Consider the following 23,634-nt stretch of genomic DNA (forward strand, 5'->3'; position numbering starts at 1 on the left):
ATGCTGAACATTCTGCTCAATCGCCTTGGTCAGTCGGTATTAGTGCTGCTTGGCGTGTCGCTGCTGATTTTCTTCAGCCTGCACATGACGGGCGATCCGGCGGCGTTGATGATGCCGCCAGGCTCCAGCCAGCAGGAGATTGATACGTTCCGTCACAGCATGGGCTTTGATCGCCCGCTGCTGTGGCAATACAGCCACTATCTTGGCGGCGTGCTGCACGGCGATTTTGGTGAATCGCTGCGCTACAGCCAGCCGGTGCTGGCGCTGATTGCCGAGCGCTTGCCCGCAACAGCGCTGCTGGCGGTGAGTGCGCTGGCGTGGAGTTCGCTGCTCGGTCTGCTGCTGGGCATTATCAGCGCCCTGCGACCGCACAGCATGTGGGATTTGCTGTGCCGCCTGCTGGCCTTCTCCGGCCAGGCGATTCCGGTGTTCTGGCTGGGTCTGCTGCTGATTTTGCTGTTTAGCCTGAAGTTACAGTGGCTGCCTTCCAGCGGTTACGGCACTTTCGCCGCGCTGGTGATGCCCGCACTCAGCCTTGGTGCGTTTTACATGAGCGCCGTAGCACGTTTGACGCGTGCCAGCCTGCTGGATGTGCTGCAACAGGATTATATCCGCACCGCGCGCGCCAAAGGGCTCAGCGCCTGGCGCATTGTGGTACGCCATGGTTTGCGTAACGCACTGATTCCGGTGATCACCGTACAAGGCATGTATTTCGCCTCGCTGCTCGGCGGCGCCCTGGTAACAGAGATTATTTTTGCCTGGCCAGGTATTGGTCGTCTGGCGATTCAGGCGATTCAAAACCGCGACTTCCCGCTGGTGCAAGCGATTGTGTTGCTCGCTGCGGTGGTGTTTGTGGCGATCAATTTGCTGATCGACCTGCTCTATCTGGTGCTGAACCCGAGGATTCGTTTATGAGTCGCCTTGATGCCACGCTTGAACTGCTGAGTGAACTGACGCGCTGGCCGAGCGTGGCCGGTCAGTTATCCTCGCAGCGCGGGTTGGCCGCCTGGCTGGAACAGTGGATGGTGGAGCAACTTGGCGCCAGCGTGATTTATCCGGTGGCGTCGCAAACCGACAATTCTCCGCCGCTGGTGCATGTGCGCATCGATAACGACAGCGCCAAAACCGTGGTGCTGTACAACATGTATGACGTGATGCCTGCGGATGATGACGGTTGGGATGTGCCGCCGTTTGTCGGTGGCGTGTGTCACTGGGACGAACTCGGCGCGGTCTTTGTCGGACGCGGCGCAGAGAACAACAAAGGCCCGGTCGCTGCCCTGCTGATCCTGCTGCGCGAACTGCAGCAAAGCCAGCTGCTCGATTTCAATATCGAAATCTTGCTCGAAGGTGAAGAGGAAATCGGCAGCGGCGCACTGCGACGTTATCTGGCGCAGCAGCCTTGCCCGATCGCTCCCGCTGAAGCGGTGCTGTTCCCCTCACTGTGCGAATACGGTGGCGGCGCACCGCGCGTCTATCTCGGCTTTACCGGACTGGCCAGCGGACGTCTCAGCGTCAGCGGCGGCACATGGGGCGGACCTTCCTCCGCGATTCATGCCAGCAATGCCGGTTGGATCGCCAATCCGGCGTGGCGCTTAGTGCAGGCATTAGATGCCATCGCACCGGCCGCACACAGCGGCGTGCTGGCGTGTCACGCCACGGACGATGAGGCAAATCAGTTATTGATAACCTTAGCCGCCGAATTCAGCATCAATGATGAACTACAGTTCCGTCGCAGCCAGCGCCTGATGATTGAAGGCGACACGCTAAGCTGCCTGCAAACGCTGCTCGGCAGCGCGGTCTTAACGCTGGCCGAACTGCACAGCGATCCGCCGGGCGGACGCGGCGTCATCCCGTTCCGTGCCAGCGCGGAACTGGCGTTCCGCATTCCGCCGGGTTTCGATCAGGACGCGATGATTGAAGCCGTGCAGCAGCGCCTGGCACAACCCGATTTAGCCGGCAGCGAACTGCACCTGTTTGATCGCTATCCCGGCGTGCGTTTTAGCCGCAGCGCCAGCGGCGTCGATGCTTTGATCGCCAGCTATCAAACGCTGGGCGCGGCACCGCAAATCTGGCCGTGGGCACCGGGCTGTGCGCCCGCTTACGCTTTCGCGGCCGTCGCTCCCGCCTTTCTGATTGGCGGATTAGGCCACGGCGGCAACGCCCATGCCGTCAATGAGTTTGTCACGCTGGCGGGACTCGAACGCTTCCAGCAATCCATGAGCTTATGGCTCAACGCATTCAATGATTCGGCCATTGGCCGGGTCGCGCCACACCAGGGAAACACCGCAGTACATAAAAATATAGGTAACACATAATGAAATCAGTTGAAGAGTTTGAACGCGTTCCGCTCGGCTTCTTCCCCACGCCTCACGAGCCGCTGCCGCGGCTCAGTGAGGCACTTGGGATTACGCTGACGATCAAACGTGATGACTACAGTGGCTTCGGCGGCGGCGGTAACAAAGTCCGTAAGCTGGAGTATCTGATGGCGGAGGCCTGCAAAACAGGCGTGAATGTGGTGATCACCACCGGCGGGCATCAGTCGAACCACGCCCGCATGGTGGCCGCTGCGGCACGCAAGTTTGGTATGCGTCCTGTGCTGGTGTTGCGGGGCAATCCGCCCGCAAGCTGGCAAGGTAATCTGCTGCTGGACAAGCTGTTCGGGGCCGAGGTGCAGTTCCTCGATCCCGACGGCTATTTCACGCAGATTGAAGGTGCGATGCAGGCGCACGCTGATGCGGCTGTCGCGCAAGGTGAAACCCCAATGATTATTCCGCTGGGTGGCGCAACGCCACTCGGCGCATTGGGTTATGTGCGGGCAGTGGAAGAGATTGCGGCGCAGCTGGCACCCAGCCAGACGCCCGCGCCTGATTTCATCGTCGCGCCCACCGGTTCTGGCGGCACGCTGGCGGGATTGCATGTGGGCACGCGCCGCTATTGGCCCGATACCAGGGTGATTGGCGTGAGCGTTAGCGCCAAAGCCGACTGGTTCCAGCCACGCATTGCCGGCATGGCGCAGGATTGTGCCGATCTGCTGCAATGGCCGCAGCAGTGGCAGCCGGAGGATATCTGGATTGAAGATGGTTATGTCGGTCAGGCGTACGGCGTGCCATCGGACGGCGGCATTGCCGCCATCTATCAACTCGCCCAGCTGGAAGGCGTGCTGCTGGATCCGGTTTACACCGGTAAAGCGATGCACGGCCTGTTCTCGTTGGTCGAGCAAGGGCACATTCCGCAAGGATCGCGCGTTACCTTTGTGCATTGTGGCGGTTCTCCGGCGCTCTATCCCTTCGCCGATCGCCTGCTGGAGCAGTAATGGAAGCGTTATTGCGTGTACTGGATGAAGCCACCGTCGCGCAATTAGGCGGCGGCGATGTCGCTCTGGCGCTGGAAGACGTCAAAGCGGTGATTCGCCTGATGCGTCTCGGCGAGGCGCAAATGCCCGCTGAAAATCACATCGATCTCGGTACGCCGCTTGGTAAAGCTTATGCCTTACCGGCGCGCGTGGGCGGCAGCTACAACGCTGCGGGCGTAAAGTGGACGGCACATCGTCCACAGCGACCCGATGCGTTGCCCGCCGCCTTAGCCTTAACCCTGATTAACGATGCGCAAAGCGGTATTCCGCGTGGTTTGCTGGCCAGCGGCGCATTAACCGCTGCGCGCACCGCGGCGGTGAGCGCACTGGCGTTACAGCTGGCCGCGCCGCGTCCGGTGAAACGCGTGCTGCTGCTTGGTGCCGGTTTGCATGCTCAGGCGCATCTGCGCATGTTGCAGCAGTTGTTTCCGCAGCTGGAACAGATTGGCGTGTGGAATCGCTCGCCTTTTAAACTCAATGCGTTGCGCGAAGTGCAGATCGAAACTGATTTGCAGCTCGCTCTGGCGCAGCCTTATGACGCGGTGCTGACCTGCACCAGCGCCGAGCAGCCGATTATTGATGCCACAGCAGTCCAGCCTGGCAGGATCATTGTGCAGGTCGGCTATCACGAAGTCAGTTTTGCCGCCATCAAAGCCAGCAGCAAGGTGGTGGTTGATGCGTGGGGCGATTTTGCCCAGCGCAGCGCCAAAAGCCTGTTCCAGATGTTCCGCGCCGGTGAGTTTGGTGAGCAGGATGTGGCGGCCGATCTCGCCGCGCTGCTGCTGGATAACTGGCGTCCACAGCCTGAAGATAGCGTCTATTTTTCCTCGTTTGGCCTCAACGTGTTTGATATCGCCCTCGCCGCCCGCGTGTTGCAGGCCGCCGAGCACGACGAACTCGGTTCGTTGCAGTCGCTGTTTTCAGGAGTTCTGCATGATCATTGATGTGCTATCCCTGCATCAGCGCCAGGCAAAAGGCGAAGCGTTTCTGCTGATCGACGTGCGCGAGTTCGCCGACTGGCAACGCGCCACCTTGCCCGGCGCGCAGCATTGTAACGTCTACGACTATTTTATTGAGGATTGCAGCGAGGCAGGTTTAGCGGTGATGGCTGCAGAAGCCGCCACCGCGCTGCAACCGATGTTTACCGCCTATCCCAACGCCACGCCGGTGTTTTTCGAACAGCAGGTTGGCATGCGTTCGCCGCGTGGGGCCTGGTTCGCCTGGCTGCTGAAGCGTGATGATGCGCTGATTCTGGATGGCGGCGTGGAGGCGTGGATTGCGTCAGGCTATGAACTCAGTCCGGGATTGGGGTTAAGCCGCACGGTGGCGCATCCACCCGCAGCAAACGCACCCGCGTGGAACCGCGAATTGGTGTGCAGCCGGGAACAGGTATTGGCAGCAGATGGAGTGAATGTGATCAACGTTGATGCTCGTCGCCGCAGCGAATTTGACGGCAGCTTTGCGCATGCCTGCTGCCAGCGCGCCGGACGCATTCCGCATTCTCAGCTGCTGTTTTGGGAGGATGTCATTGCCAACGGCCATTTCTTATCAGCGCAGCAGATTGCCGCACGCGCCGAGGCGGCAGGATTGAGTAAAGACGCGAAGCTGCAGGTTTATTGCCATCGCGGTGCCCGCGCCGCCACGGTGTTGGCGGCGTTGAAGCTGGCGGGCTATCCCCATGTTTCGGTGTATGTCGGTTCCTGGCACGAATGGGCCGAACATCACGAACTGCCGCTGTTACACGGCAGCTGATCGCAGCGCCAGCGCCTGCTGAACGTCCGGCGCAGCGGCGAGCAGTTGGCGTGTGTAATTGTCCTGCGGATAATTAATCACGCTGGCGGTCGCGCCGGACTCCACAATCCTGCCGTGATACATCACCACCACGCGATCGCACAACTGACGCACCGCGCTGAGATCGTGGCTGATAAACAGCACCGATAATCCCAGCTTGTGGCGTAAATCATTAAACAGCGCCAGAATCTGCCCGCGCACTGATAAATCCAGTGCCGCCACCGCTTCATCCGCCACCAGCAACTTCGGCTCCATCGCCAGCGCGCGCGCAATGGCAATTCGCTGACGCTGACCGCCGGAAAACGCGCCCGGCAGACGTCCGGCATGTTCGGCTTTTAATCCCACCAACGTCAGCAGCTCTTTAACCCGCTCATCCACCGCCGCGCCTTTGCGCAGCTGCCAGACGCGCAGCGGTTCGGCGATCTGCTCACCGACTGAAATTTTGGGATTCAAACTGGCGTAAGGGTCCTGTAAGATGATCTGCGCGTGACGGCGTAACGTATTCAGTTGGCGGCCTTGCAGATGCTGCCCCTGAAAATGCACCTCGCCGCCATCCGCCGTAATCAGGCCAATCGCCGCGCTACCCAAGGTGGTTTTGCCGGAGCCGGATTCGCCAATCAGCCCGACGATTTCGCCTTGCGCAATCGACAGATTAGCCGGATGCAAAACGGTTTGCCGTTTGGCTGGCCACAGCGGCATGCGGCGCGGCAGCGGATAGCTTTTACTGATGTCACGCAGCACCAGCAGCGGCGGCTGCTCAACCGGCGCAATTGCCTCAGGGATTTGCGTCGCTGAAGCGGCAATCAATTTGCGCGTGTAAGGATGCGTTGGCGCGCCGAGCGTGCTCAGCACCGCGCCCTGTTCAACCAGTTGCCCTTGCTGCATCACGCAGACGCGATCGGCGTAGCGCGCCACCACCGAGAGATCGTGGGTGATCAATAAGATCCCCATGCCCATATCTTGTTGCAGTTCCTGCAGCAGCGCCAGAATCTGCGCCTGAATGGTGACGTCCAGCGCGGTGGTCGGTTCATCGGCAATCAATAATTCCGGCTGACCGCTAATGGCACTGGCGATCATCACACGTTGACGCATGCCGCCCGACAGCTGATGAATATACTGCCGCGCACGCTGTGCGGGATTGACGATGCCAACGCGTTCCAGCAGCGCTATCGCTTCCTGCTGCGCCTGTTTCCAGCTGAACTGTCGATGCCGTACCAGCACTTCGGCAATCTGCTCACCAATACGCAGCGTGGGATTCATGCTGGTCATCGGCTCCTGAAACACCGTGGCGATGCGGCAGCCGCGTAATTGCTGGGTCTTACGCGCATCGAGCGGCTCGCCATTAAACACCACGCGACCACCACTCTGCTGCACGCCCGGCGGCAGCAAGCTCATCAGCGCCAGCGACGTTAAGGTTTTACCCGAGCCCGACTCGCCGACTAACGCCAGGATTTCCTTGCGATCGAGATCAAAAGAGACGTTATCCACCAGCAAGCGCTGATCGTGATTGTGCAGCGAGAGGTTTTCAACCGAGAGCAAGCGCGCATTAGTCATCTGGCAGGGATTCTCAACAAGGAAAAATACAGGATATATCCTGAACATAGCACGAACAAGACCGTTCGGTTATGGCACTGCGCGTTGCGGAATAAGTCTGGCGAATGGGTTTAACATATCCCGTATTAACGGCAGTAATTGCCGTCGATGAGCAAAATGGCAAACCTGTTGGTTATGTGGTTTTTAATTTATAACGACGGCAATTATTGCCTAATGCTTGTCGATAAAAATGCATTTTGCTTTAAAGTTAGTGCGGGCACTGACACATCTGCTGCGGCACGGGCCGTCCTCGCGCCGCTGGCGCGGTACCTTCGGCTTTCACATTGTGCCGACGGACCGTTCGGGGATCGGCCGTCCTGGCCGGCCCCGAACTGCCTCACGCATCCATGCGTGAAGCTCCTGGCCCAACGCAAAAGCCTCAGCGCTGCGAATAGCCCTTTTTGCCGCAGCAGACATGCCAGCGCCTGACGCTAATCAGCCCTTTTTAACAACACGTAATGAAGTTTCGGAGCTGGACGGGGGCACTTCGGGCATGGCTTAAAGATTTACACTTCAGAAGCTGTTACCCGCGCGGTAGCAAGATACGCCAAAACCGCGCCGCTGCACGCATCCTTACGACTGACCATCATTAAATTCGCCGATAACTCAGCTAAGTCCAGCGTTCGATAAACCACGCCGGGGATTGCCACTTGTGTTAACGGTGCTGGCACCAGCGCGATGCCAAGCCCGGCACCGGCCATCGCGAGCACGCTTAGTGTGCTGGAGATGCGATACGCGATATGCAATCTGTCACCCAACAGGTGATGTAAAACGGCGTCAAAATGTGACTGACCTTCATGGGTGGCGTACATAATCAGTGGCTGATGCGCCAGCATCTCAATGGTCACGCTCGGCTTCGCCGCCAGCGGATGATCGCTGGACATCACCACCACGCGTGGCCATTCGCCAATTAATTCATACGCCAGCGCAGAGGTCGGTTCTGGATGATAGTCAGGCATATAACCGACATCGAGCATGCCGCTGTTAATCGCCTCATGTTGCAGATGCGGTGCCATCTCCTGACACACCAATTCCGCCTGCGGATATGCATGATGAAAGGCGCGTATGTCGCGCATCAATCTGCCGCTAAACACGGCGTTGCCAGCGAAGCCAACGCGTACGCGACCAATTTCACCGCGCATTGAACGTTCAACTACGTGACGGGTGTGCTCAGCTTGCTCCAGCGTCCGTTTCGCCTCGGCTTGCAATAGCAGGCCCGCTTCGGTGAGTTCGACGCGACGACTGGTGCGCAAAAATAGCGGGCCGCCTAGCTCAGCTTCCAGCGCTTTAATCTGCATACTCAATGCCGGTTGCACAATATTCAGCCGTTGCGCCGCGCGGCCAAAATGCCCTTCTTCTGCAACAGTTAAAAAGTAGCGCAGATGACGCAATTCCATAATCGCCTCATTAATCACTAAAAATGATTGATCCGTAATTTCTATCTATTTGAGTTTAGCGTAATCAGCGCACAAACTGAACGCCGTCAACTTACAGGAGCAATAACATGCAAAACCAATTACAGGATCGCCAACAACTCAATGACCTTATGAATGGCTGGATGCACCGCGATTTGGGTGAATGGGATCAATTACGCGATCTGTTCCACGCCGATGGCACGATTGAAATTACCTGGTTTGAAGGGCTGGCGAGTGACTTTGTCACGGGTTCAATGCGCATGGGTAAATCCGATCTTCGCACCAAACACTTCATTGCGACTCCAGCGATCACCTTCAACGCCAGTGGCAACAAAGCGATTCTTGAAACCAATGCGATGATCATTGCGGAGAATGTGAAACTGAATGTCGGCTGTGAATGCCATAACCGCTTTTATGACATGGCTGAAAAACGCGACGGCGTGTGGCGACTGGTGCGTCGCCAAAGTATTTACGATATGGGGACCTTTACCTTCCCGCTGGGTTTGGTGGAAATAGACCCCGCCGTGGTAGCGAAATATCCGCGTGAATACGCCACGCTGGCGTATTTGCTGGAGCAGAGCGGCTTCCCGTTACAGCGGGTTTTTGCTACGCGCGGCAGTGAACTGGAGCAAAACATCAAACGCGATGCTCAGCAGTGGTTGGCCGTCTAACTAAACCTTTTCCTGCGACAAACTCAAAATGGTGCGGATGTTCTGCGCGGTGGTGGCAATGATATCGATCGCGCCAGTGCGCAGTGCACCGAGGATCGCCATCGCTTTGGTATTTTCGGCGGCAATGGCGATCACGCAGGGAATTTTGCGCAGCTCATCGATGCTCAGTCCAATCACGCGATCGTTCATCACGGTATCTACGTGTTGGCCTTGTGAATTAAAGAAGTCATAGCCGGCGACATCGCCCGTCACGCCCTGATTAACGCTGGCGTCGATGATTTCGTGCGGCGTGAACCAGCCGAGTTTCACCATGTAGCTGTTTTCATTCATGTCACCGATGCCCACCAGCGCCACATCTGCTTTGCGCGCGCGGTCCAGTGTCTCTTTGATGGTGCCGTTTTGCATAAAGGCATCGCGCAGCGCGCGGTTTTCAACATAGGCGGGCGCATACAGCGTTTCGCTGATGCCACCAAACTTCTTCGCCAGACGACGGCTGATATGGTCAGCATTGATGGCATCGCCTGGACGATGCGTGCCGCCAATGCCGCTAATGAACAGGCAGTTACGCGTCGGTACCTGGCCGGGATAATCGGCGACAGCGGCAACGTTGCGCCCTTGCCCAACGGCGACAATGGCGTCGTCTTTCAGCGACTGCGCTAAATGTGACGACACCAGCGCGGCAACCTGACGTCGCTGCTCTTCCTGATCGGGCTGATCGAGCGCTATTAGCGCACGTTGCAGTTGTGGGAAGCGATTTTGCAGCTGTTGTTCAAGGCGGGTACTGAAGACGGGATGGTAACGCACGTTGATTTCGACGATGCCTTCTTCGCGCGCGCGTTTGAGCAGTCGACCGACTTTAATGCGGGAAATACCAAACTTACGCGCAATCTCCTCCTGGGTGATTTCGTCCTGATAATAGGCGACAGCTATTTCCGTCAGCAGCTCGGAGTCCTGAGAAAGCGTGTTTTTTTCCATCCGTAACCTGTCTTTTGTTGGAATCGTGCGCACGGGCGCAAGCGGATCGTTGTAGGGTCGCCATTTATGGCGACCAGGGATTTTGGGAAGGAGTTATATCATTGATACGACTCGCTTCGCCAGACAACAGCGCCGCGAGTCGATCGAGCATCACGCTTAGCGCTTGATGGCGTCGATTTTCAGCATACGGGCAATCACGATATCCAGCTCTTTCTGATCGAAGATCTGTTTCCAGTCCGGTTTCACAATCTTCTCACGACCGTACTCCATGGCGATCATGCAGGCATCCGAGAACGGGTTGGTGGCGCGGAACGCCACGGCCAGCGCGATCTGAATGTGGCCGTATAACATCGCTTTGGCTGCCTCTTCCGGCACGCCGCTGTGTTTCACAGTTTCATCCAGCGCTTCTTTCATGAACGCGCCGACCATGCAGGCCACGGTTTCCACCAGCGTGGGTTCCAGATACGCCAGCTGCGTCACGGTAACCCAATGCACTTGCTCCACCGGGCCGTACATCACGCTGATCACTTTGCTCAGCTCGGCTTTCTGCTCATCCGAACCGGTTTCATACGAAGCCGCCACGTGCTGAATCGCCGCGATCCCGCCGAAGGCATCGGCATGTTCTTCTTTGGTGTAACGCTCAAGGAATACCGACGGATGGCAAGGATGCGCCACCGCGTATTCAATGCCATCACGATGGGCAATCAGATTGGCGTAGGCCGCTGCGGGGTCCAGCGTCAGCAGAATTGCGCCCGCTTTCATCTGTGGCACCACGCCTTCAGAGACTTTGCCCAGCACGATGTCCGGCACCGCCAGAATCACCACGTCGCTCAATGGCACCACGGAGGCCGCATCAGAGAGTTCACGCCCCTGTGCGCTTACCTGCTCTTGCGCCTTAGGTGAGTTCTCACAGTAAAACACCTGGTAATCGCTTTTCTGGAAGTTGGCAGAAATACGCATACCCATTTTGCCGCCCGCGCCAATCACGGTGATGGTTTTCAGTTGCACGCTCATGTTGTTACTCCTGATCTTGTTTACTACGTAAGAATTCAACGGTGCGGCGAGTCCATTCGGCTTCTCGCTCGCAGGTCAGCGCGGCATCGTCCTGCCACGGCAACCAATGTTCGACGATTTGGTTAATGCCTTTATCCGCCGGGCGCACGCTGGCGATCATCCGGTCGTAATCCAGCAAGCCTTCGCCCATTGGGCAACCGGCAAAGGTAAAGCCGACCCAGCCATCACGACGCGTGAAAGCAAAGTCTTTGATGTGCAGATTGCCGACGCGCGCGGCGGTGTTGGCAATCACCTGCTCTGGCAATTCGAGTCCGGCGACACAGTTGGCGGGATCGAGACACACGCCGAGCCACGGCGACAGGAACTTGTTGATCACCGACATCATCGCGCCGCTGTTCACCTGCTCGTATGTCTCCAGACAGAGACGCACCTGCTGGCGGGCAAAATCTGGCAACACCGCGCCAATCAGCGCGGCAGCTTCGTCGAGCGAAGGACGGTGATCGGCGGTGTAGAACATCGAGCGTATTACGCGCGCATCGAGGATTTCCGCCATATGCAGATAACGACGCAGATGCTCTGTGCCAAGGCCGCGCGTGCCGAGTTCCAGCGTGATGCCGAGCGCATCGGCCTGCTGACGCAGCGTCAACAGCTGTGCGTCAGACCAGCTTTCAATCGCCGGGTAGTCGCAGATTTGAAACACCGACACATCGAGATCGGCGGTCTGTTGCAGCATCTGCTCCAGCGTCAGCGGATGAGGTACTTTCGACGACATGCGCCAGAAAAAGGCGTAGGTACTGAGTCCGATACGGCTCATGAATCGAGCTCCTGAGCCAGCTCACTGGCTTCATCAATTATTTGTGCCAACGCGTTGGGATCGTGGGCAAAGCGCCCCAGGAACAGGCCATTCATGTCCGCGCCAAGCCGCTGAATCAGTCCCGGACCCGCGCTGCCGCCGTAGATGATTTTGAGAGTGATGCCGGGCGGCGTAGCGAGTTGCTGCAACCCGGCGCACACGGCGCGGATGTAGCTGTCCGGTGCCGGTTGCGGCGCACCAATCGCCCACTGCGGTTCGTAGGCAAAGAACACTTCGCCCTTTAAGCCCTGCTGCGCCGACTCGGCCAGCGCTTCGGCCAGCTGCTGCTGGCACAGTGCGATCGCCTGCTGCGGTTCTGCCTGCACTTCTTCACCGATGCACAGCACCGGCGTGATGCCGTGACGCAGCGACATTGCCACTTTGGCGGCAATTTGCACTTTATCTTCGTGGAAATGACGACGGCGCTCAGCGTGACCAATTTCGGCCAGCGAGCAGCCCAACTCCTGCAACATGCTGGCGCTGACTTCGCCAGTCCAGGCGCCGTTCTCCGCCTGGCAAACATCCTGGCCGCCGAAGCGCACTGGTGTGTTAGCGAAGATCTCTGCAACCGCCGGAATCGCCGGATAAGCCGGTAACACAAACAAGCCCACTTCGCCGTTTTTCACCGCAGCATGGTTGGCTAATGCCGCCACATCGCGACACCATTGCAAGGTTTGCTGGTAGCCGAAGTACATTTTCAAACTGACGCCGAGCCAGATTTTTGGCTGAGACATGCTTCAAGCTCCTTGTTCAGAGGCACTGTGTTCTTTTAGCAGATCGCCGACGGTATTGACGATCAATGCCAGCGAAATCGCTCCGGCATCCGGCGTGCCAACACTTTTTTCTGCCAGCGGACGCGCGCGCCCCATTTTGGGTACCAGCTGGGCGGTGTCCTGCGCGGCTTTATCGGCCACCTGCGCCGCCTTCAGCCAGGCATCAGTTAGTGACGCGCCAGCGGCAACGGCGTCGTTCAGGCTGTCGCTAAACGGCACCAGCACATCCACCATGGTTTTATCGCCGACGCGCGCTTTACCAAAGTGCATGATGCCTTCTTTCGCTTCACGTACGCCGGTTGCCACGCGCTGCGCATCTGGCGTCTGACGATCGCCAAGCGCGGTACCCAACGCGGTAAGCGCCACGCCCCACAATGCGCCCGACGTGCCACCGGCTTTATCGGCCCACGCATCCGCCGCGCGGCACAGCAAGCTGCCCGCACCGGCACCGCGCGCCGCAACTTCACGCGCCTTCTCAACCGCGCCCAGCACGCCGCGCTCCATGCCGATACCGTGATCGCCGTCGCCGGCCACCGCATCGATATCGCCAAGACGCTCAGCGTTACGCTGTAACATTTCTGCCACTGCTTCGAGCAGCTGCAGCACGCGTTTCGCGCTCTCTTGCGATTCGGCTGTAGCTGCTGGCAAGGCTTCTTCCGTGCTTTCCACCAACTCTGCGGCGCTTAACGGCTCGGCCACCAATACGCTGCCTTTACGGTAAGCGGGCGTATTGGTCGGCGCACGCCACAAAGTTTCCAGCTGATCGTCCAGCCACATCAGCGTCAGTGACGCACCAGCCATATTGAAGCTGGTGACAAACTCACCGACGTCCGGCTCAACCACCTGCAGCTTAGCCGCCTCCAGCAGTTGCGCAACGCGACGATAAACGACAAACAGCTCTTCATATTTCACCGAGCCCAGCCCGTTGAGGATCACCGCCACGCGCTGACCTTCAGCCTGCGGGATGTCGGCTGGCAGTTCATTGAGCAAGCGCTCCACGAAGATCTCGGCCAGCTCATCCGCACTCGGCATGTCGGTCTCTTTGATCCCCGGCTCGCCGTGAATGCCAAGTCCCAGCGCCATGCGCCCTTTTTCCACTTCAAACAGCGGATGTGAAGCACCCGGCAAGCTGCAACCGGAAAACGCCACGCCAAATGTACGCGTGCGGTTATTCGCGTGCTGTGCCAGCTGCAACACCTGTGATAAATCGTGACCCGCTTCAGCTGCGGCGCAGGCGGCTTTGAACACGCAGAGATCGCCTGCCACACCGCGACGCTTCTCCAGCTCATCTTTACCCGCGCTGGAGATATCGTCGGTTACCGCCAGCACTTTACAAGCGATGCCTTCCGCGCGCAGACGCTCGCAGGCCTGGCCGAAGTGCAGCACATCGCCAGCGTAGTTACCGAACATCAGCAATACGCCCGCGCCGTTATGGGCCGCTCGCGCCACGTTGTAGATCTGCTGTGCCGACGGCGACGCGAATAAGTTGCCCATCGCCGCGCCGTGCGCCAGACCTTGTCCAACCAACCCGGCGAACGCCGGATAGTGACCGGACCCGCCGCCCACAATCACCGCCACCGTATTCGGCTGGCTGCGGGTGCTGCGCACCACGCCTCCGGCGACCTGACGGACTTTATCGGCGTTGGCGGCAACAAAGCCTTCGATAAGCTCAGCGGCAAAGGCTGAAGGTTGGTTAAACAGGTACGTCATATTAATGCTCCTGAGCTAAAGAGGTCGGCTGAGACGGCGAGCGACGGCGATTAAGTAACAGCATGAGGAACGCGGACAGCAGCATGAATCCACCTACCACAAACATCGGCAAGGCGTAGCTGTTGGTGGCGTCATGCAGTGCGCCGGTGATGTAGCCCGCAGAGAAGCCCGCTACATTTCCTAAGGTGTTGATCAAGGCAATGGCTGCGGCGGCAGATGCGCCGGTCAGGAATTGCGTCGGTAAGGTCCAGAAGTTCGGCAGCGCGGCGAAGATGGAGCTGGCAGTAATCGCAATCACCATGATGGTGGTGAACGGCGAATCCATATATAGCGCCAACGGCACGCTGATGCCGCCTGCCAGCGCCGGAATGGCGATGTGCCAGGTTTTGCAGCCACGACGTGTGGCATCTTTCGACCAGAAGAACATCACCACCGCCGCGATCAGGTACGGCACGCCGGTAATCAGCCCTTTCTGCATCACGTTAAAGGTGGTGCCAAACTGCTGCTGGAAGCCCGCGATGATGGTCGGCAGGAAGAACGCCAGCGCATACAGGCCATAGATAAAGCCGAAGTAAATCAGGCATAGCATCCAGACGCGGCCGTTACCCATCACCGAACGCAGGCTATGTTTTTGATGGCCCTGCTTCTGTTGATGCTCGGCTTCCAGTTCGGTGGTCAGCCAGGTTTTCTCTTCGGCGCTCAGCCACTTGGCTTGACGCGGCGAATCCACCAACCAGAACAGTGCGACGATACCAATCAGAATCGCGGGAATTGAGACGCCCATAAACATCACGCGCCAGCCTTCCATACCAAACAGGCCATGCTGCTGAATCAGTGACGCGGCTAAAGGTGCACCGAACACCACCGTCAGCGGCTGCGCAAGATAGAACAGCGACAGGATTTTGCTGCGATGACGTCCCGGCACCCACATGCTGAGATAGAGAATCGCGCCAGGGAAGAAGCCGGCTTCAGCGATACCCAGCAACAGACGGAGCGTATACAAGCCTTCCACACTGCTCACCCAGGTGAACAGCAGCGAGACAATGCCCCAGCTGATCATGATGCGCGCCAGCCAGCGACGCGCGCCGAACTTATGCAGCGCCAGGTTGCTTGGCACTTCCAGCAGGATGTAACCAATAAAGAAGATGCCCGACGCCAGGCCAAACTGCAGCGCGGTGAGGCCAAGGTCTTGCGTCATGCCGTTGGGGCCGGCAAACGAAATCGCGGTGCGATCGAGGAAGTTGATAAAGAACATCAGCGCCACGAACGGCACTAAGCGCCAGGAGATTTTTCGGATGGTGGATTGTTCCACCGCCGTCATTGTTTGTTGGTTCATAACGCACCTCCACGACGTGCGTGAGTGATCATTTCTTTATGTGGTGTTGACCAATCGCCAAAGAGGCGCTGGCTGCAGGAGTACTGAGAGGTACGGTGTAAATGACACATGTTCGAGTCCTCGATGGGTCTTCTTGTACATTGGTATAGTCATGCGAACATATGAACACTACACGGATAATTGTGCATCTCTCAACTGCAACACGTGAAAGTGTGAGCGGCTTCATGAGATTTGATTTTGGTCAATTTATCGGATTACTGCGCCCATCCAGCGCAGCAAAGGCGGTTTGACAGGGTTTCCTGAGGAATTCAGGCGCGATCCTGAAGGCAATTCATATGAACAGCCATTGAACATATGATTGTATTTATGGCAGGCTAACCATGAACATATTCTCGCCTGCTGAACAAACGTGCAGGCGTCATTGCACACCCTGCTGGAGAACGACGATGAAAACTATCGCAATTGGCGCCGATGATGCGGCTATCGAATTGAAAAATGTGATTAAAAAGCTGCTGGAAGAGAAAGAGTATGTGGTGACGGATTACACTAATGACGCGCAAAACGACCGTCCGATGTACCCGGATGTGGCATTTGCGCTCGCCACCGCCATCCAGAAGAACGAATTTGAGCGCGGTATTCTGCTGTGCGGCACCGGCATCGGTGTGGCGATTGTCGCTAACAAGGTGGAAGGCGTGCGTGCAGCGCAGTGTCACGACACCTTCTCTGCCGAGCGTGCTCGCAAGAGCAACAATGCACAGATCATGACCATGGGCGCGCGCGTCATCGGGCCTGAGCTGGCGAAGAACATCGTGAATGCCTGGCTGGCATCGGAGTTTGAAGGTGGCGGCTCAACCGCCAAAGTTGAGAAGATTGGTTACTACGAACAAGTATCTCACGCTAAATAAGCGCCGACGTCGCACCTCTGGAGAACCTTATGTCTACACGCCGGGAAAGAGCCAACGCCATCCGCGCTTTGAGTATGGATGGCGTACAACAAGCCAATTCGGGACATCCGGGTGCCCCGATGGGCATGGCGGATATCGCTGAAGTCTTGTGGCTCGACTTTTTGCAGCACAATCCACGCAATCCCAACTGGGCTAACCGCGACCGCTTTGTGCTGTCGAACGGTCATGGCTCAATGCTGATTTACAGCCTGCTCCACCTGAGCGGTTACGATTTACCGCTCAGCGAATTAAAAAATTTCCGCCAGCTGCACTCTAAAACGCCAGGGCACCCGGAATACGGTTATACCGCAGGCGTTGAAACCACCACCGGCCCGCTCGGTCAGGGCATCGCGAACGCAGTCGGTTTTGCCATTGCCGAGCGCACGCTGGCGGCGCAGTTCAACCGTCCGGGCCATGACATCGTAGACCATAACACCTACGTGTTTATGGGCGACGGCTGCATGATGGAAGGCATCTCACACGAAGTCTGCTCCATCGCCGGTACCCTGAAGCTGGGCAAACTGGTTGCCTTCTACGATGACAACGGCATCTCCATCGACGGTCACGTTGACGGCTGGTTCACTGACGACACCGCCAAGCGTTTTGAAGCCTACGGCTGGCACGTGGTGCGCGGCGTGGACGGTCACGACGCAGACGCAATTAAGAAAGCGGTTGAAGAAGCCAAAGCGGTTTCCGACAAACCTTCGCTGCTGATGTGCAAAACCGTGATTGGCTTCGGTTCGCCGAACAAAGCCGGTACGCACGATTCGCACGGCGCGCCGCTGGGTGCCGATGAAATCGCGCTGACCCGCAAGCAGCTGGGCTGGAACCACGGTCCGTTTGAAATCCCTTCAGACATCTACGCGCAGTGGGATGCCAAAGAAGCCGGCCAGGCGAAAGAGTCCGCGTGGGACCAGAAGTTTGCGGCCTACGCCGCTGCACATCCGGAACTGGCTGCGGAGTTCAAACGTCGCGTCAACAACGAGCTGCCAGCTAACTGGGCAACTGAGTCGCAGAAGTTTATCGAGCAGCTGCAGGCCAATCCGGCGAAAATCGCCAGCCGTAAAGCCTCGCAGAACGCCATCGAAGCTTTCGGTAAAATCCTGCCGGAATATCTGGGCGGCTCCGCTGATCTGGCACCAAGCAACCTCACCATGTGGTCCGGCTCGAAGCCAATCAATGAAGACGCGGCGGGCAACTACATTCATTACGGCGTGCGCGAGTTCGGTATGACCGCCATCGCCAACGGCCTGGCGCTGCACGGCGGCTTCCTGCCGTACACCGCCACTTTCCTGATGTTCGTCGAGTACGCGCGCAACGCCGCACGTATGGCCGCGCTGATGAAAATCCGTCAGATCATGGTTTACACCCACGACTCGATTGGTCTGGGCGAAGATGGCCCGACGCACCAGCCGGTTGAGCAGATGGCCAGCCTGCGCATGACGCCTAACATGAGCCTGTGGCGCCCGTGCGACCAGGTTGAGTCAGCGGTGGCGTGGAAGTACGCAATCGAACGTGTTGATGGCCCGTCGGCGCTGATCTTCTCGCGTCAGAACCTGGCGCAGCAGGATCGTAGCGCTGAGCAGCTGGCTAACGTGGCGCGCGGTGGTTACGTGCTGAAAGACAGCGAAGGTACGCCAGAGCTGATCCTGATCGCTACCGGTTCAGAAGTGGAGCTGGCGGTGAGCGCTTATGAGCAGCTGACGGCGGAAGGCCGCAAGGTGCGCGTGGTGGCTATGCCATCCACCGACGCCTTCGACAAGCAGGACGCGGCGTACCGTGAATCCGTGCTGCCGAAAGCGGTTGCCGCACGCGTGGCGATTGAAGCGGGTATCGCGGATTACTGGTTCAAATACACCGGCCTGAACGGTGCGATCGTCGGCATGACCACCTTCGGTGAGTCAGCGCCTGCGGATAAGCTGTTCAAGGAGTTTGGCTTCACCGTTGAGAACGTGGTTAATACGGCGAAATCGGTTTTGTGATTTCAGGTCGCCATTAATGGCGACCCTACGGTTGTTTGGCGAGGTTTTCGTAGGGTGCGCATTCATGCCAACCCGACAAAATAAAGGGCGGCTCTGTTGAGTCGCCCTTCTTACTACGCGGTGATACGAATGATCTTTTGCGTCATGCTCATGGCAGAATCAAACGGGCCGGTATTGCGCACGATTTTCACCATCACGCTGGCGCCCACCCACAGCTGATACAGGCTTTCTGCCACACGGCTCGGTTTATCATCGATAGACAGCGAACCTTCCTCAACACCCGCTTCTAACGCATCCGCCAGTCGCGCGATAATGCCGGCCGTGCCGGTCTGTAGCGTGCCGCGCATGCTATCCGAGAGATCGGCAACTTCCGCGCCCAGCTTCACCGCCAGACACTTGCCCTGACAATCGGAGAACGATTGCGATTCACGCCACAGCTGCCAGTAATTCATCAGCCGCTGGGCCATCGTCAGGCCCGGCTGACTCAACGTCGCATCAAGCTCAGCCAGATAATCATCGAAGTAGCGCGCCAGCATATCCACCCCAAAAGCCTCTTTCGAGCTGAAGTAGTGATAGAACGAGCCCTTGGGCACACCGGCATCGGTGAGGATTTCATTTAATCCGACAGCCGAAAAACCCTTGCCGGCCATAATGCGTTGGCCAGTGGCAAGGATGTGATCGCGGATTTCATTGCTATGCAATTGGGATGTAGTCGTCATAGCGTTAGATTACCAAATACTAGACCAGTCGTCTAGATGCAGAGCATGCGTTTACTACTGCGATAAGCTGCGTGCCGCTTTCTCGATCACCGCCGCAATCTCTTTAGGCTGTGAGGCGTAAATCGCATGATTTCCTTTTAACTCCGTCACGCTGCTGTGCGCACGTTGCGCCATAAAGCGTTCCAGTTGCGGATTGATCGCGCGATCTTCGGTTGCTACCACCGCCCAGCTGGGTTTGTTTTTCCACGCTGGCGCACCGGCCGGTGCAGCAAAGGCCGCGACAGCAGGCATCACCTGAGAACGCGCCAGCAAATCGGTCTCTTTAACGGGCAAATCGGCGGCGAAATCAGCGTGGAATTTTTCCGGTTTCAAATAGAGATAATGGTCGGGCGTTTCAGCGATGGATTGCGCGGCGGGCGGATATTTTTTCGCCAGACTCAACAGCGAATCCCCTTGATCTGGCTGGAACGCGGCAATGTACACCAGGCCAGCAACCGACGGATCGTTACCCGCATCGCTGATAATCATGCCGCCATAACTGTGTCCGACCAGCAGTGATTTGCCCTGCTGCAATGCCAGAACGCGTCGGGTGGCTGCCGCATCATCAGCCAGCGAAGTTTGCGGGTCCTGCACAATCGACACTTTATAACCGGCTTTATCGAGAATGCGCGCCACCGGATTCCAGCCCGAGCCATCCACAAACGCACCGTGAACCAGCACAATGTTTTTCACCGGCTCAGCCAGTGACGCCTGCGCATACACCGACAGAACTGCGCCTAACGCTAACGTGGTTAATGATTTTTTAAACATGATTTTTCTCTCCACAATTTTCACGATGCATAAAAAGGGAGGCGGACAGCGGTTCGCCTCCCGATGCGTTTATTGCGCCAGTTGCTTGATCAACTGTTGCGCCGTCTCTGCTGAAGACGTTGGGTTTTGTCCGGTAATCAGCAAACCATCGCTGACCACATAGGAACTCCAGTCCGCGCCTTTCGAATACAGACCGCCCTTCGCAATCAGCTCGTCTTCCACCAGGAAAGGCACCACCTGAGTCAGACCAACCGCTTCCTCTTCGCTGTTGGTAAAGCCGGTAACTTTACGGCCTGCTACCAGCGGTTTTCCTTCCGGTGTTTTGACGTGGCGCAGCACGCCCGGCGCATGACACACCAACGCAACGTGCTTGTTGGCGGCCAGGAAGCCTTCGATCAGCGCGATTGAGTGCTGATCTTCTGCTAAATCCCACAGCGGACCGTGACCGCCTGGGTAAAACACCGCGTCGAAATCGGCTGGCGATACGCTGTCCAGACGCACGGTGGCGGCGAGTTGCGCGGTTGCTGCGGCATCCGCTTCAAAACGATGCGTTTGCTCCGTCTGGAAATCCGGCTCATTGCTTTTAGGATCTAACGGCGGGTTGCCCCCTTTTGGCGACGCCAGCGTGATTTCTGCGCCAGCATCTTTGAATGCGTAGTAAGGCGCGGCCAGCTCTTCCAGCCAGAAACCGGTTTTACGTCCGGTGTTACCCAATTGGTCGTGTGAGGTTAAAACCATAAGAATCTTCATCATCAATCTCCTGCTGCTGGATTTAAACATCTAAACTAGACCAGTCGTCTAGCGCTTGAATTCAAAGTAACAGCTAATAGACCAGTCGTCTAGTGGTTAAATCATTTTTTTACTGAAATGAAATGCGCCGCTGTTTCTTATCTTTCGATTAGCTTAAGCGTACTCTATCCCGATTTGCCCTTTCTCACGGAACCGAAAAATCATGTCCACCCTACGTTTGCTGATTTCTGACTCACACGATCCCTGGTTCAACCTCGCAGTAGAAGAGTGTATTTTCCGCCAGATGCCGACAACGCAGCGCGTGCTGTTTCTTTGGCAGAACGCCGAAACGGTGGTGATCGGGCACGCCCAGAATCCGTGGAAAGAGTGCAATACGCGGCGGATGGCGGAAGACGGTATCAAGCTGGCACGACGCAGCAGCGGCGGTGGCGCGGTGTTTCACGATTTGGGAAACTGCTGCTTCACCTTTATGGCCGGCAAACCGGAATATGATAAATCGGTGTCAACGGCGATTATCCTGCGCGCGCTGGAACAGCTTGGCATTCCAGCTGAGGCCTCGGGTCGCAACGATATCGTGGTGAATGTGGATGGCGAGGTGCGCAAGATTTCCGGATCTGCCTATCGTGAAACGCCGGATCGCGGTTTTCATCACGGCACATTTTTGATGGATGCCGACCTTTCACGTCTCGCCGATTACCTCAATCCAGACATTAAAAAATTACAGGCGAAAGGCATTACCTCGGTGCGTTCACGCGTAGCCAACATTGCCGATTTGGTGCCGGGCATCAGCTTTGACGCAATCTGCCGTGAGGTGATTGCCGCCTATTTCGCTTACTACCAGGAAGAGTGCGAACCGGAGCATATTTCCCCCGCCGCACTGCCTGATTTGCCCGGTTTTGAAGAGCAGTTTGCGCGGCTAAGCAGCTGGGAATGGAATTTTGGTAACGCACCGGATTTCTCGCATCTGCTTAATGAGCGCTTTGTCTGGGGCGGCGTAGAGATCCATTTAGATGTGGAGCGTGGCGTGATTTCCCGCTGCCAGATTTTCACCGACAGCCTGAACCCTTCGCCATTAGAAGCGCTGGCGTTACGTCTGCAAGGCGCGGTATATCGACCTGAAACCATGTTGGCGCAATTAACGCTGTTGAAAACGGAATTTCCGGAGCAGCTTAATGAACTCAGCCAGCTGGAAAGCTGGCTGGTGGCGAGTGTGAGCTAGGTAATATTGGTCGCCATGAATGGCGACCCTACATTTGTTTGGCGGGCTTTTCGTAGGGTGCGCATTCATGCGCACCTGGTTGCATAGGCAATTTATTACTTATTCTCTGCCTGAATAATTAAATCAGGTTCCTTACCCACCAAAATCAACGTCAGACTAAATGACAAAACAAGCGCAATGGCGACGCCGGAAACGGCCCAGATAAAGTACGGGCCAATATAGGCCGGCAGACTGAATATACTGGAAAGAATGTAGCCGTATAAACGCACGCCAAAGAAACCGATAAAGGCTGAAGCCAACGCACTGGAAACCGTTGCCGCGATAAAGGCTTTTTTGTAGCGCGTTAATACACCAAACAGCGCCGGTTCCGTGATGCCTAATAATGCTGAAATAGCGGCTGAAAGCGTGACCACTTTGTCCTGGCGATTTTTACTCAATTTCCAGATAGCAAACGTTGCTCCGGCAATCGACATATTTGCCATAAACATCATCGGCATCAACATGTCATAACCGCGATCGCTAAAGTTCTGTAGCGCAATCGGTGTCATCGCGTGATGCATGCCGGTTAGCACGGCAACCGGGCGAATGGCGCCGACAATTAAGCCAGCAAAGCTCGCTGAGATACTGAATAAGCCCTCAATAAACAGCGCCAAACCTTTGCCAAGCCAAATCCCCATCGGGCCAATCACCACTAGCGCGGTCAATGCCGCGAGGAACAGCGTCAAGGTTGGGGTAAATACGGTTTTCAATACTTCCGGCATAATGCGATCCACCCAGCGATGGATATAGCTGAGCGCCAGGATAGAGAAGATGACCGGGATAACGCTGGAGGCATAATTAAATACCGAAACCGGCAGCACGCCCATCAGCCAAAACGCGCTCACTGCGCCCTCCTGATGCGCCGCCAGCGCTTTTGCTGCATCAATCAAAGAGGGATACATTAAACAAGCCGCCACGGCCGCGGCTAAATACTCGTTGGTTTTGAAAATTTTGGCGGCGGAGACCGCTAAAAAGAACGGCAGGAAATAGAACACGCCGCTGGCAATTAAATCAATCACCATCACCGTGTCACTTTTGGCCGAGACCAGCTGCAACGCCACTAATCCAGCCAGCAATCCTTTGATCATCCCTGCGCCGGCAATCGCGGGAACAATCGGTCCAAACACGCCCGAGACGGTATCCATAAACAGCGATATCAGGCTTTTACGTGTTTTCTCATTTTGCGCAGGCTGTACGCCATCATTATTTAATACCGGAACGATTTGCTCATACCAGCTATTCACCTTGGGCCCGATAATAATCTGGAATTGTTCGCTCTGCATTTGCGCGCCCAGCACACCGGGCAAGGTTTTAATTTCGCTCTGGTTAACTTTATTGTCATCAATAAGGTCAAAGCGCAAACGCGTCATGCAATGCCAGACTTTATTGATATTATTCTTCCCACCCACTAAGTGGATTATATTTTTTATTACTTCCTGCGTTCCCATACGTGCTCCTGAGGGAAGAAAAACAGCCTGATGAAATCTGCACTGGATGGTAATAAATGACACCGGACAAAACAAACCAATAAATCATGACTGCGATCACAAAAGCCGCTGCATAAGACTCATTAAGCCCTAAACTGGCGAATTGGTCTGTTTTATGGCGATAAACGCTCTGATTTACTGACCAATATTTATTGCCCAAAAAAGGGTTTGCGTCTCTATAAAAACCCGGTAATGATACGG

21 protein-coding genes are annotated in these 23,634 nt (G+C 56.7%); 9 read left to right on the forward strand and 12 right to left on the reverse strand.

All coding sequences use genetic code 11. The features are described from left to right. From FHW71_RS05555 to FHW71_RS05575, 5 genes are read left to right on the forward strand one after another with little or no spacing between them, the layout of a single operon-like run. On the forward strand, positions 1-915 hold the full coding sequence (locus FHW71_RS05555) for an ABC transporter permease (protein WP_154193355.1): 915 nt from the start codon (positions 1-3) through the stop codon (positions 913-915). Beyond that, entirely contained in the window at positions 912-2,315 is a 1,404-nt protein-coding gene (locus FHW71_RS05560) for a M20/M25/M40 family metallo-hydrolase (RefSeq protein WP_179450946.1), read from the forward strand. The genes FHW71_RS05555 and FHW71_RS05560 overlap by 4 nt, the downstream gene beginning before the upstream one ends. Beyond that, the gene (locus FHW71_RS05565; protein ID WP_179450948.1) at positions 2,315-3,313 is read left to right on the forward strand and encodes a D-cysteine desulfhydrase family protein; all 999 of its coding nucleotides are present in this window, start codon (positions 2,315-2,317) and stop codon (positions 3,311-3,313) included. Before FHW71_RS05560 ends, FHW71_RS05565 begins: the two co-directional genes overlap by 1 nt. After that, entirely contained in the window at positions 3,313-4,296 is a 984-nt protein-coding gene (locus FHW71_RS05570) for an ornithine cyclodeaminase (RefSeq protein ID WP_179450950.1), read from the forward strand. Before FHW71_RS05565 ends, FHW71_RS05570 begins: the two co-directional genes overlap by 1 nt. Then, positions 4,286-5,104, forward strand: coding sequence for a rhodanese-like domain-containing protein (locus tag FHW71_RS05575; protein ID WP_179450952.1), 819 nt, complete (start codon positions 4,286-4,288; stop codon positions 5,102-5,104). The genes FHW71_RS05570 and FHW71_RS05575 overlap by 11 nt, the downstream gene beginning before the upstream one ends. On the opposite strand, the gene FHW71_RS05580 is transcribed toward FHW71_RS05575, so the two are convergent. Both FHW71_RS05580 and FHW71_RS05585 read right to left on the reverse strand, forming a co-directional pair. After that, on the reverse strand, positions 5,090-6,697 hold the full coding sequence (locus tag FHW71_RS05580; RefSeq protein WP_179450954.1) for an ABC transporter ATP-binding protein: 1,608 nt from the start codon (positions 6,695-6,697) through the stop codon (positions 5,090-5,092). The genes FHW71_RS05575 and FHW71_RS05580 overlap by 15 nt on opposite strands. 545 nt (positions 6,698-7,242) lie before the next feature. After that, positions 7,243-8,133, reverse strand: coding sequence for a LysR substrate-binding domain-containing protein (locus FHW71_RS05585; RefSeq protein WP_179450956.1), 891 nt, complete (start codon positions 8,131-8,133; stop codon positions 7,243-7,245). 107 nt (positions 8,134-8,240) lie between these two features. Between FHW71_RS05585 and FHW71_RS05590 the strand changes: the two genes are divergently transcribed. Further along, positions 8,241-8,822, forward strand: coding sequence for a nuclear transport factor 2 family protein (locus FHW71_RS05590; RefSeq protein WP_179450958.1), 582 nt, complete (start codon positions 8,241-8,243; stop codon positions 8,820-8,822). Here the strand turns inward: FHW71_RS05590 and FHW71_RS05595 are convergent, their stop codons facing one another. The 6 genes from FHW71_RS05595 to FHW71_RS05620 form a co-directional block, all read right to left on the reverse strand. Further along, on the reverse strand, positions 8,823-9,797 hold the full coding sequence (locus tag FHW71_RS05595; protein WP_008104043.1) for a sugar-binding transcriptional regulator: 975 nt from the start codon (positions 9,795-9,797) through the stop codon (positions 8,823-8,825). 156 nt (positions 9,798-9,953) lie between these two features. Then, positions 9,954-10,811, reverse strand: coding sequence for a phosphogluconate dehydrogenase C-terminal domain-containing protein (locus FHW71_RS05600; protein WP_179450960.1), 858 nt, complete (start codon positions 10,809-10,811; stop codon positions 9,954-9,956). A gap of 4 nt (positions 10,812-10,815) precedes the next feature. Beyond that, complete coding sequence (locus FHW71_RS05605) at positions 10,816-11,625, reverse strand: TIM barrel protein (RefSeq protein WP_179450962.1); 810 nt, start codon at positions 11,623-11,625, stop codon at positions 10,816-10,818. Beyond that, positions 11,622-12,398: a triose-phosphate isomerase family protein gene (locus tag FHW71_RS05610; protein ID WP_179450964.1), complete on the reverse strand. Its 777-nt coding sequence runs from the start codon at positions 12,396-12,398 to the stop codon at positions 11,622-11,624. The genes FHW71_RS05605 and FHW71_RS05610 overlap by 4 nt, the downstream gene beginning before the upstream one ends. Positions 12,399-12,401: 3 nt before the next feature. Then, positions 12,402-14,147 carry a dihydroxyacetone kinase family protein gene (locus FHW71_RS05615; protein ID WP_179450966.1) on the reverse strand — a complete coding sequence of 582 codons (1,746 nt, stop codon included), beginning with the start codon at positions 14,145-14,147 and terminating at the stop codon, positions 12,402-12,404. A 1-nt stretch (position 14,148) separates the two neighbouring features. Further along, positions 14,149-15,483 carry an MFS transporter gene (locus FHW71_RS05620; protein WP_179450968.1) on the reverse strand — a complete coding sequence of 445 codons (1,335 nt, stop codon included), beginning with the start codon at positions 15,481-15,483 and terminating at the stop codon, positions 14,149-14,151. A gap of 446 nt (positions 15,484-15,929) precedes the next feature. On the opposite strand from FHW71_RS05620, the gene FHW71_RS05625 reads away from it, so the two are divergent. Both FHW71_RS05625 and tkt read left to right on the forward strand, forming a co-directional pair. Continuing rightward, the gene (locus tag FHW71_RS05625) at positions 15,930-16,388 is read left to right on the forward strand and encodes an RpiB/LacA/LacB family sugar-phosphate isomerase (protein WP_008104031.1); all 459 of its coding nucleotides are present in this window, start codon (positions 15,930-15,932) and stop codon (positions 16,386-16,388) included. A 29-nt stretch (positions 16,389-16,417) separates the two neighbouring features. Next, positions 16,418-18,409: a transketolase gene (tkt, locus tag FHW71_RS05630; protein WP_179450969.1), complete on the forward strand. Its 1,992-nt coding sequence runs from the start codon at positions 16,418-16,420 to the stop codon at positions 18,407-18,409. 113 nt (positions 18,410-18,522) lie between these two features. Here the strand turns inward: tkt and FHW71_RS05635 are convergent, their stop codons facing one another. From FHW71_RS05635 to FHW71_RS05645, 3 genes are all read right to left on the reverse strand, one after another. Continuing rightward, a complete protein-coding gene (locus tag FHW71_RS05635) occupies positions 18,523-19,128 on the reverse strand; it encodes a TetR/AcrR family transcriptional regulator (RefSeq protein WP_179450970.1) in 606 nt (201 codons plus the stop codon). 54 nt (positions 19,129-19,182) lie between these two features. Next, positions 19,183-19,938, reverse strand: a complete 756-nt coding sequence (locus tag FHW71_RS05640) for an alpha/beta hydrolase (RefSeq protein ID WP_179450971.1) — start codon at positions 19,936-19,938, stop codon at positions 19,183-19,185. Positions 19,939-20,007: 69 nt separating this feature from the next. Then, entirely contained in the window at positions 20,008-20,688 is a 681-nt protein-coding gene (locus FHW71_RS05645; RefSeq protein WP_179451778.1) for a type 1 glutamine amidotransferase domain-containing protein, read from the reverse strand. Positions 20,689-20,890: 202 nt separating this feature from the next. Here FHW71_RS05645 and FHW71_RS05650 point away from each other — a divergent pair, with 202 nt between their 5' ends. After that, complete coding sequence (locus tag FHW71_RS05650) at positions 20,891-21,907, forward strand: lipoate--protein ligase A (RefSeq protein WP_179450972.1); 1,017 nt, start codon at positions 20,891-20,893, stop codon at positions 21,905-21,907. 95 nt (positions 21,908-22,002) lie between these two features. On the opposite strand, the gene FHW71_RS05655 is transcribed toward FHW71_RS05650, so the two are convergent. After that, complete coding sequence (locus FHW71_RS05655; RefSeq protein WP_179450973.1) at positions 22,003-23,394, reverse strand: PTS transporter subunit EIIC; 1,392 nt, start codon at positions 23,392-23,394, stop codon at positions 22,003-22,005. Between the last annotated feature and the right edge of the window lie 240 nt (positions 23,395-23,634).

It is taken from the genome of Enterobacter sp. Sphag1F (genome assembly GCF_014193275.1).
Classification (GTDB): domain Bacteria; phylum Pseudomonadota; class Gammaproteobacteria; order Enterobacterales; family Enterobacteriaceae; genus Pantoea; species Pantoea symbiotica.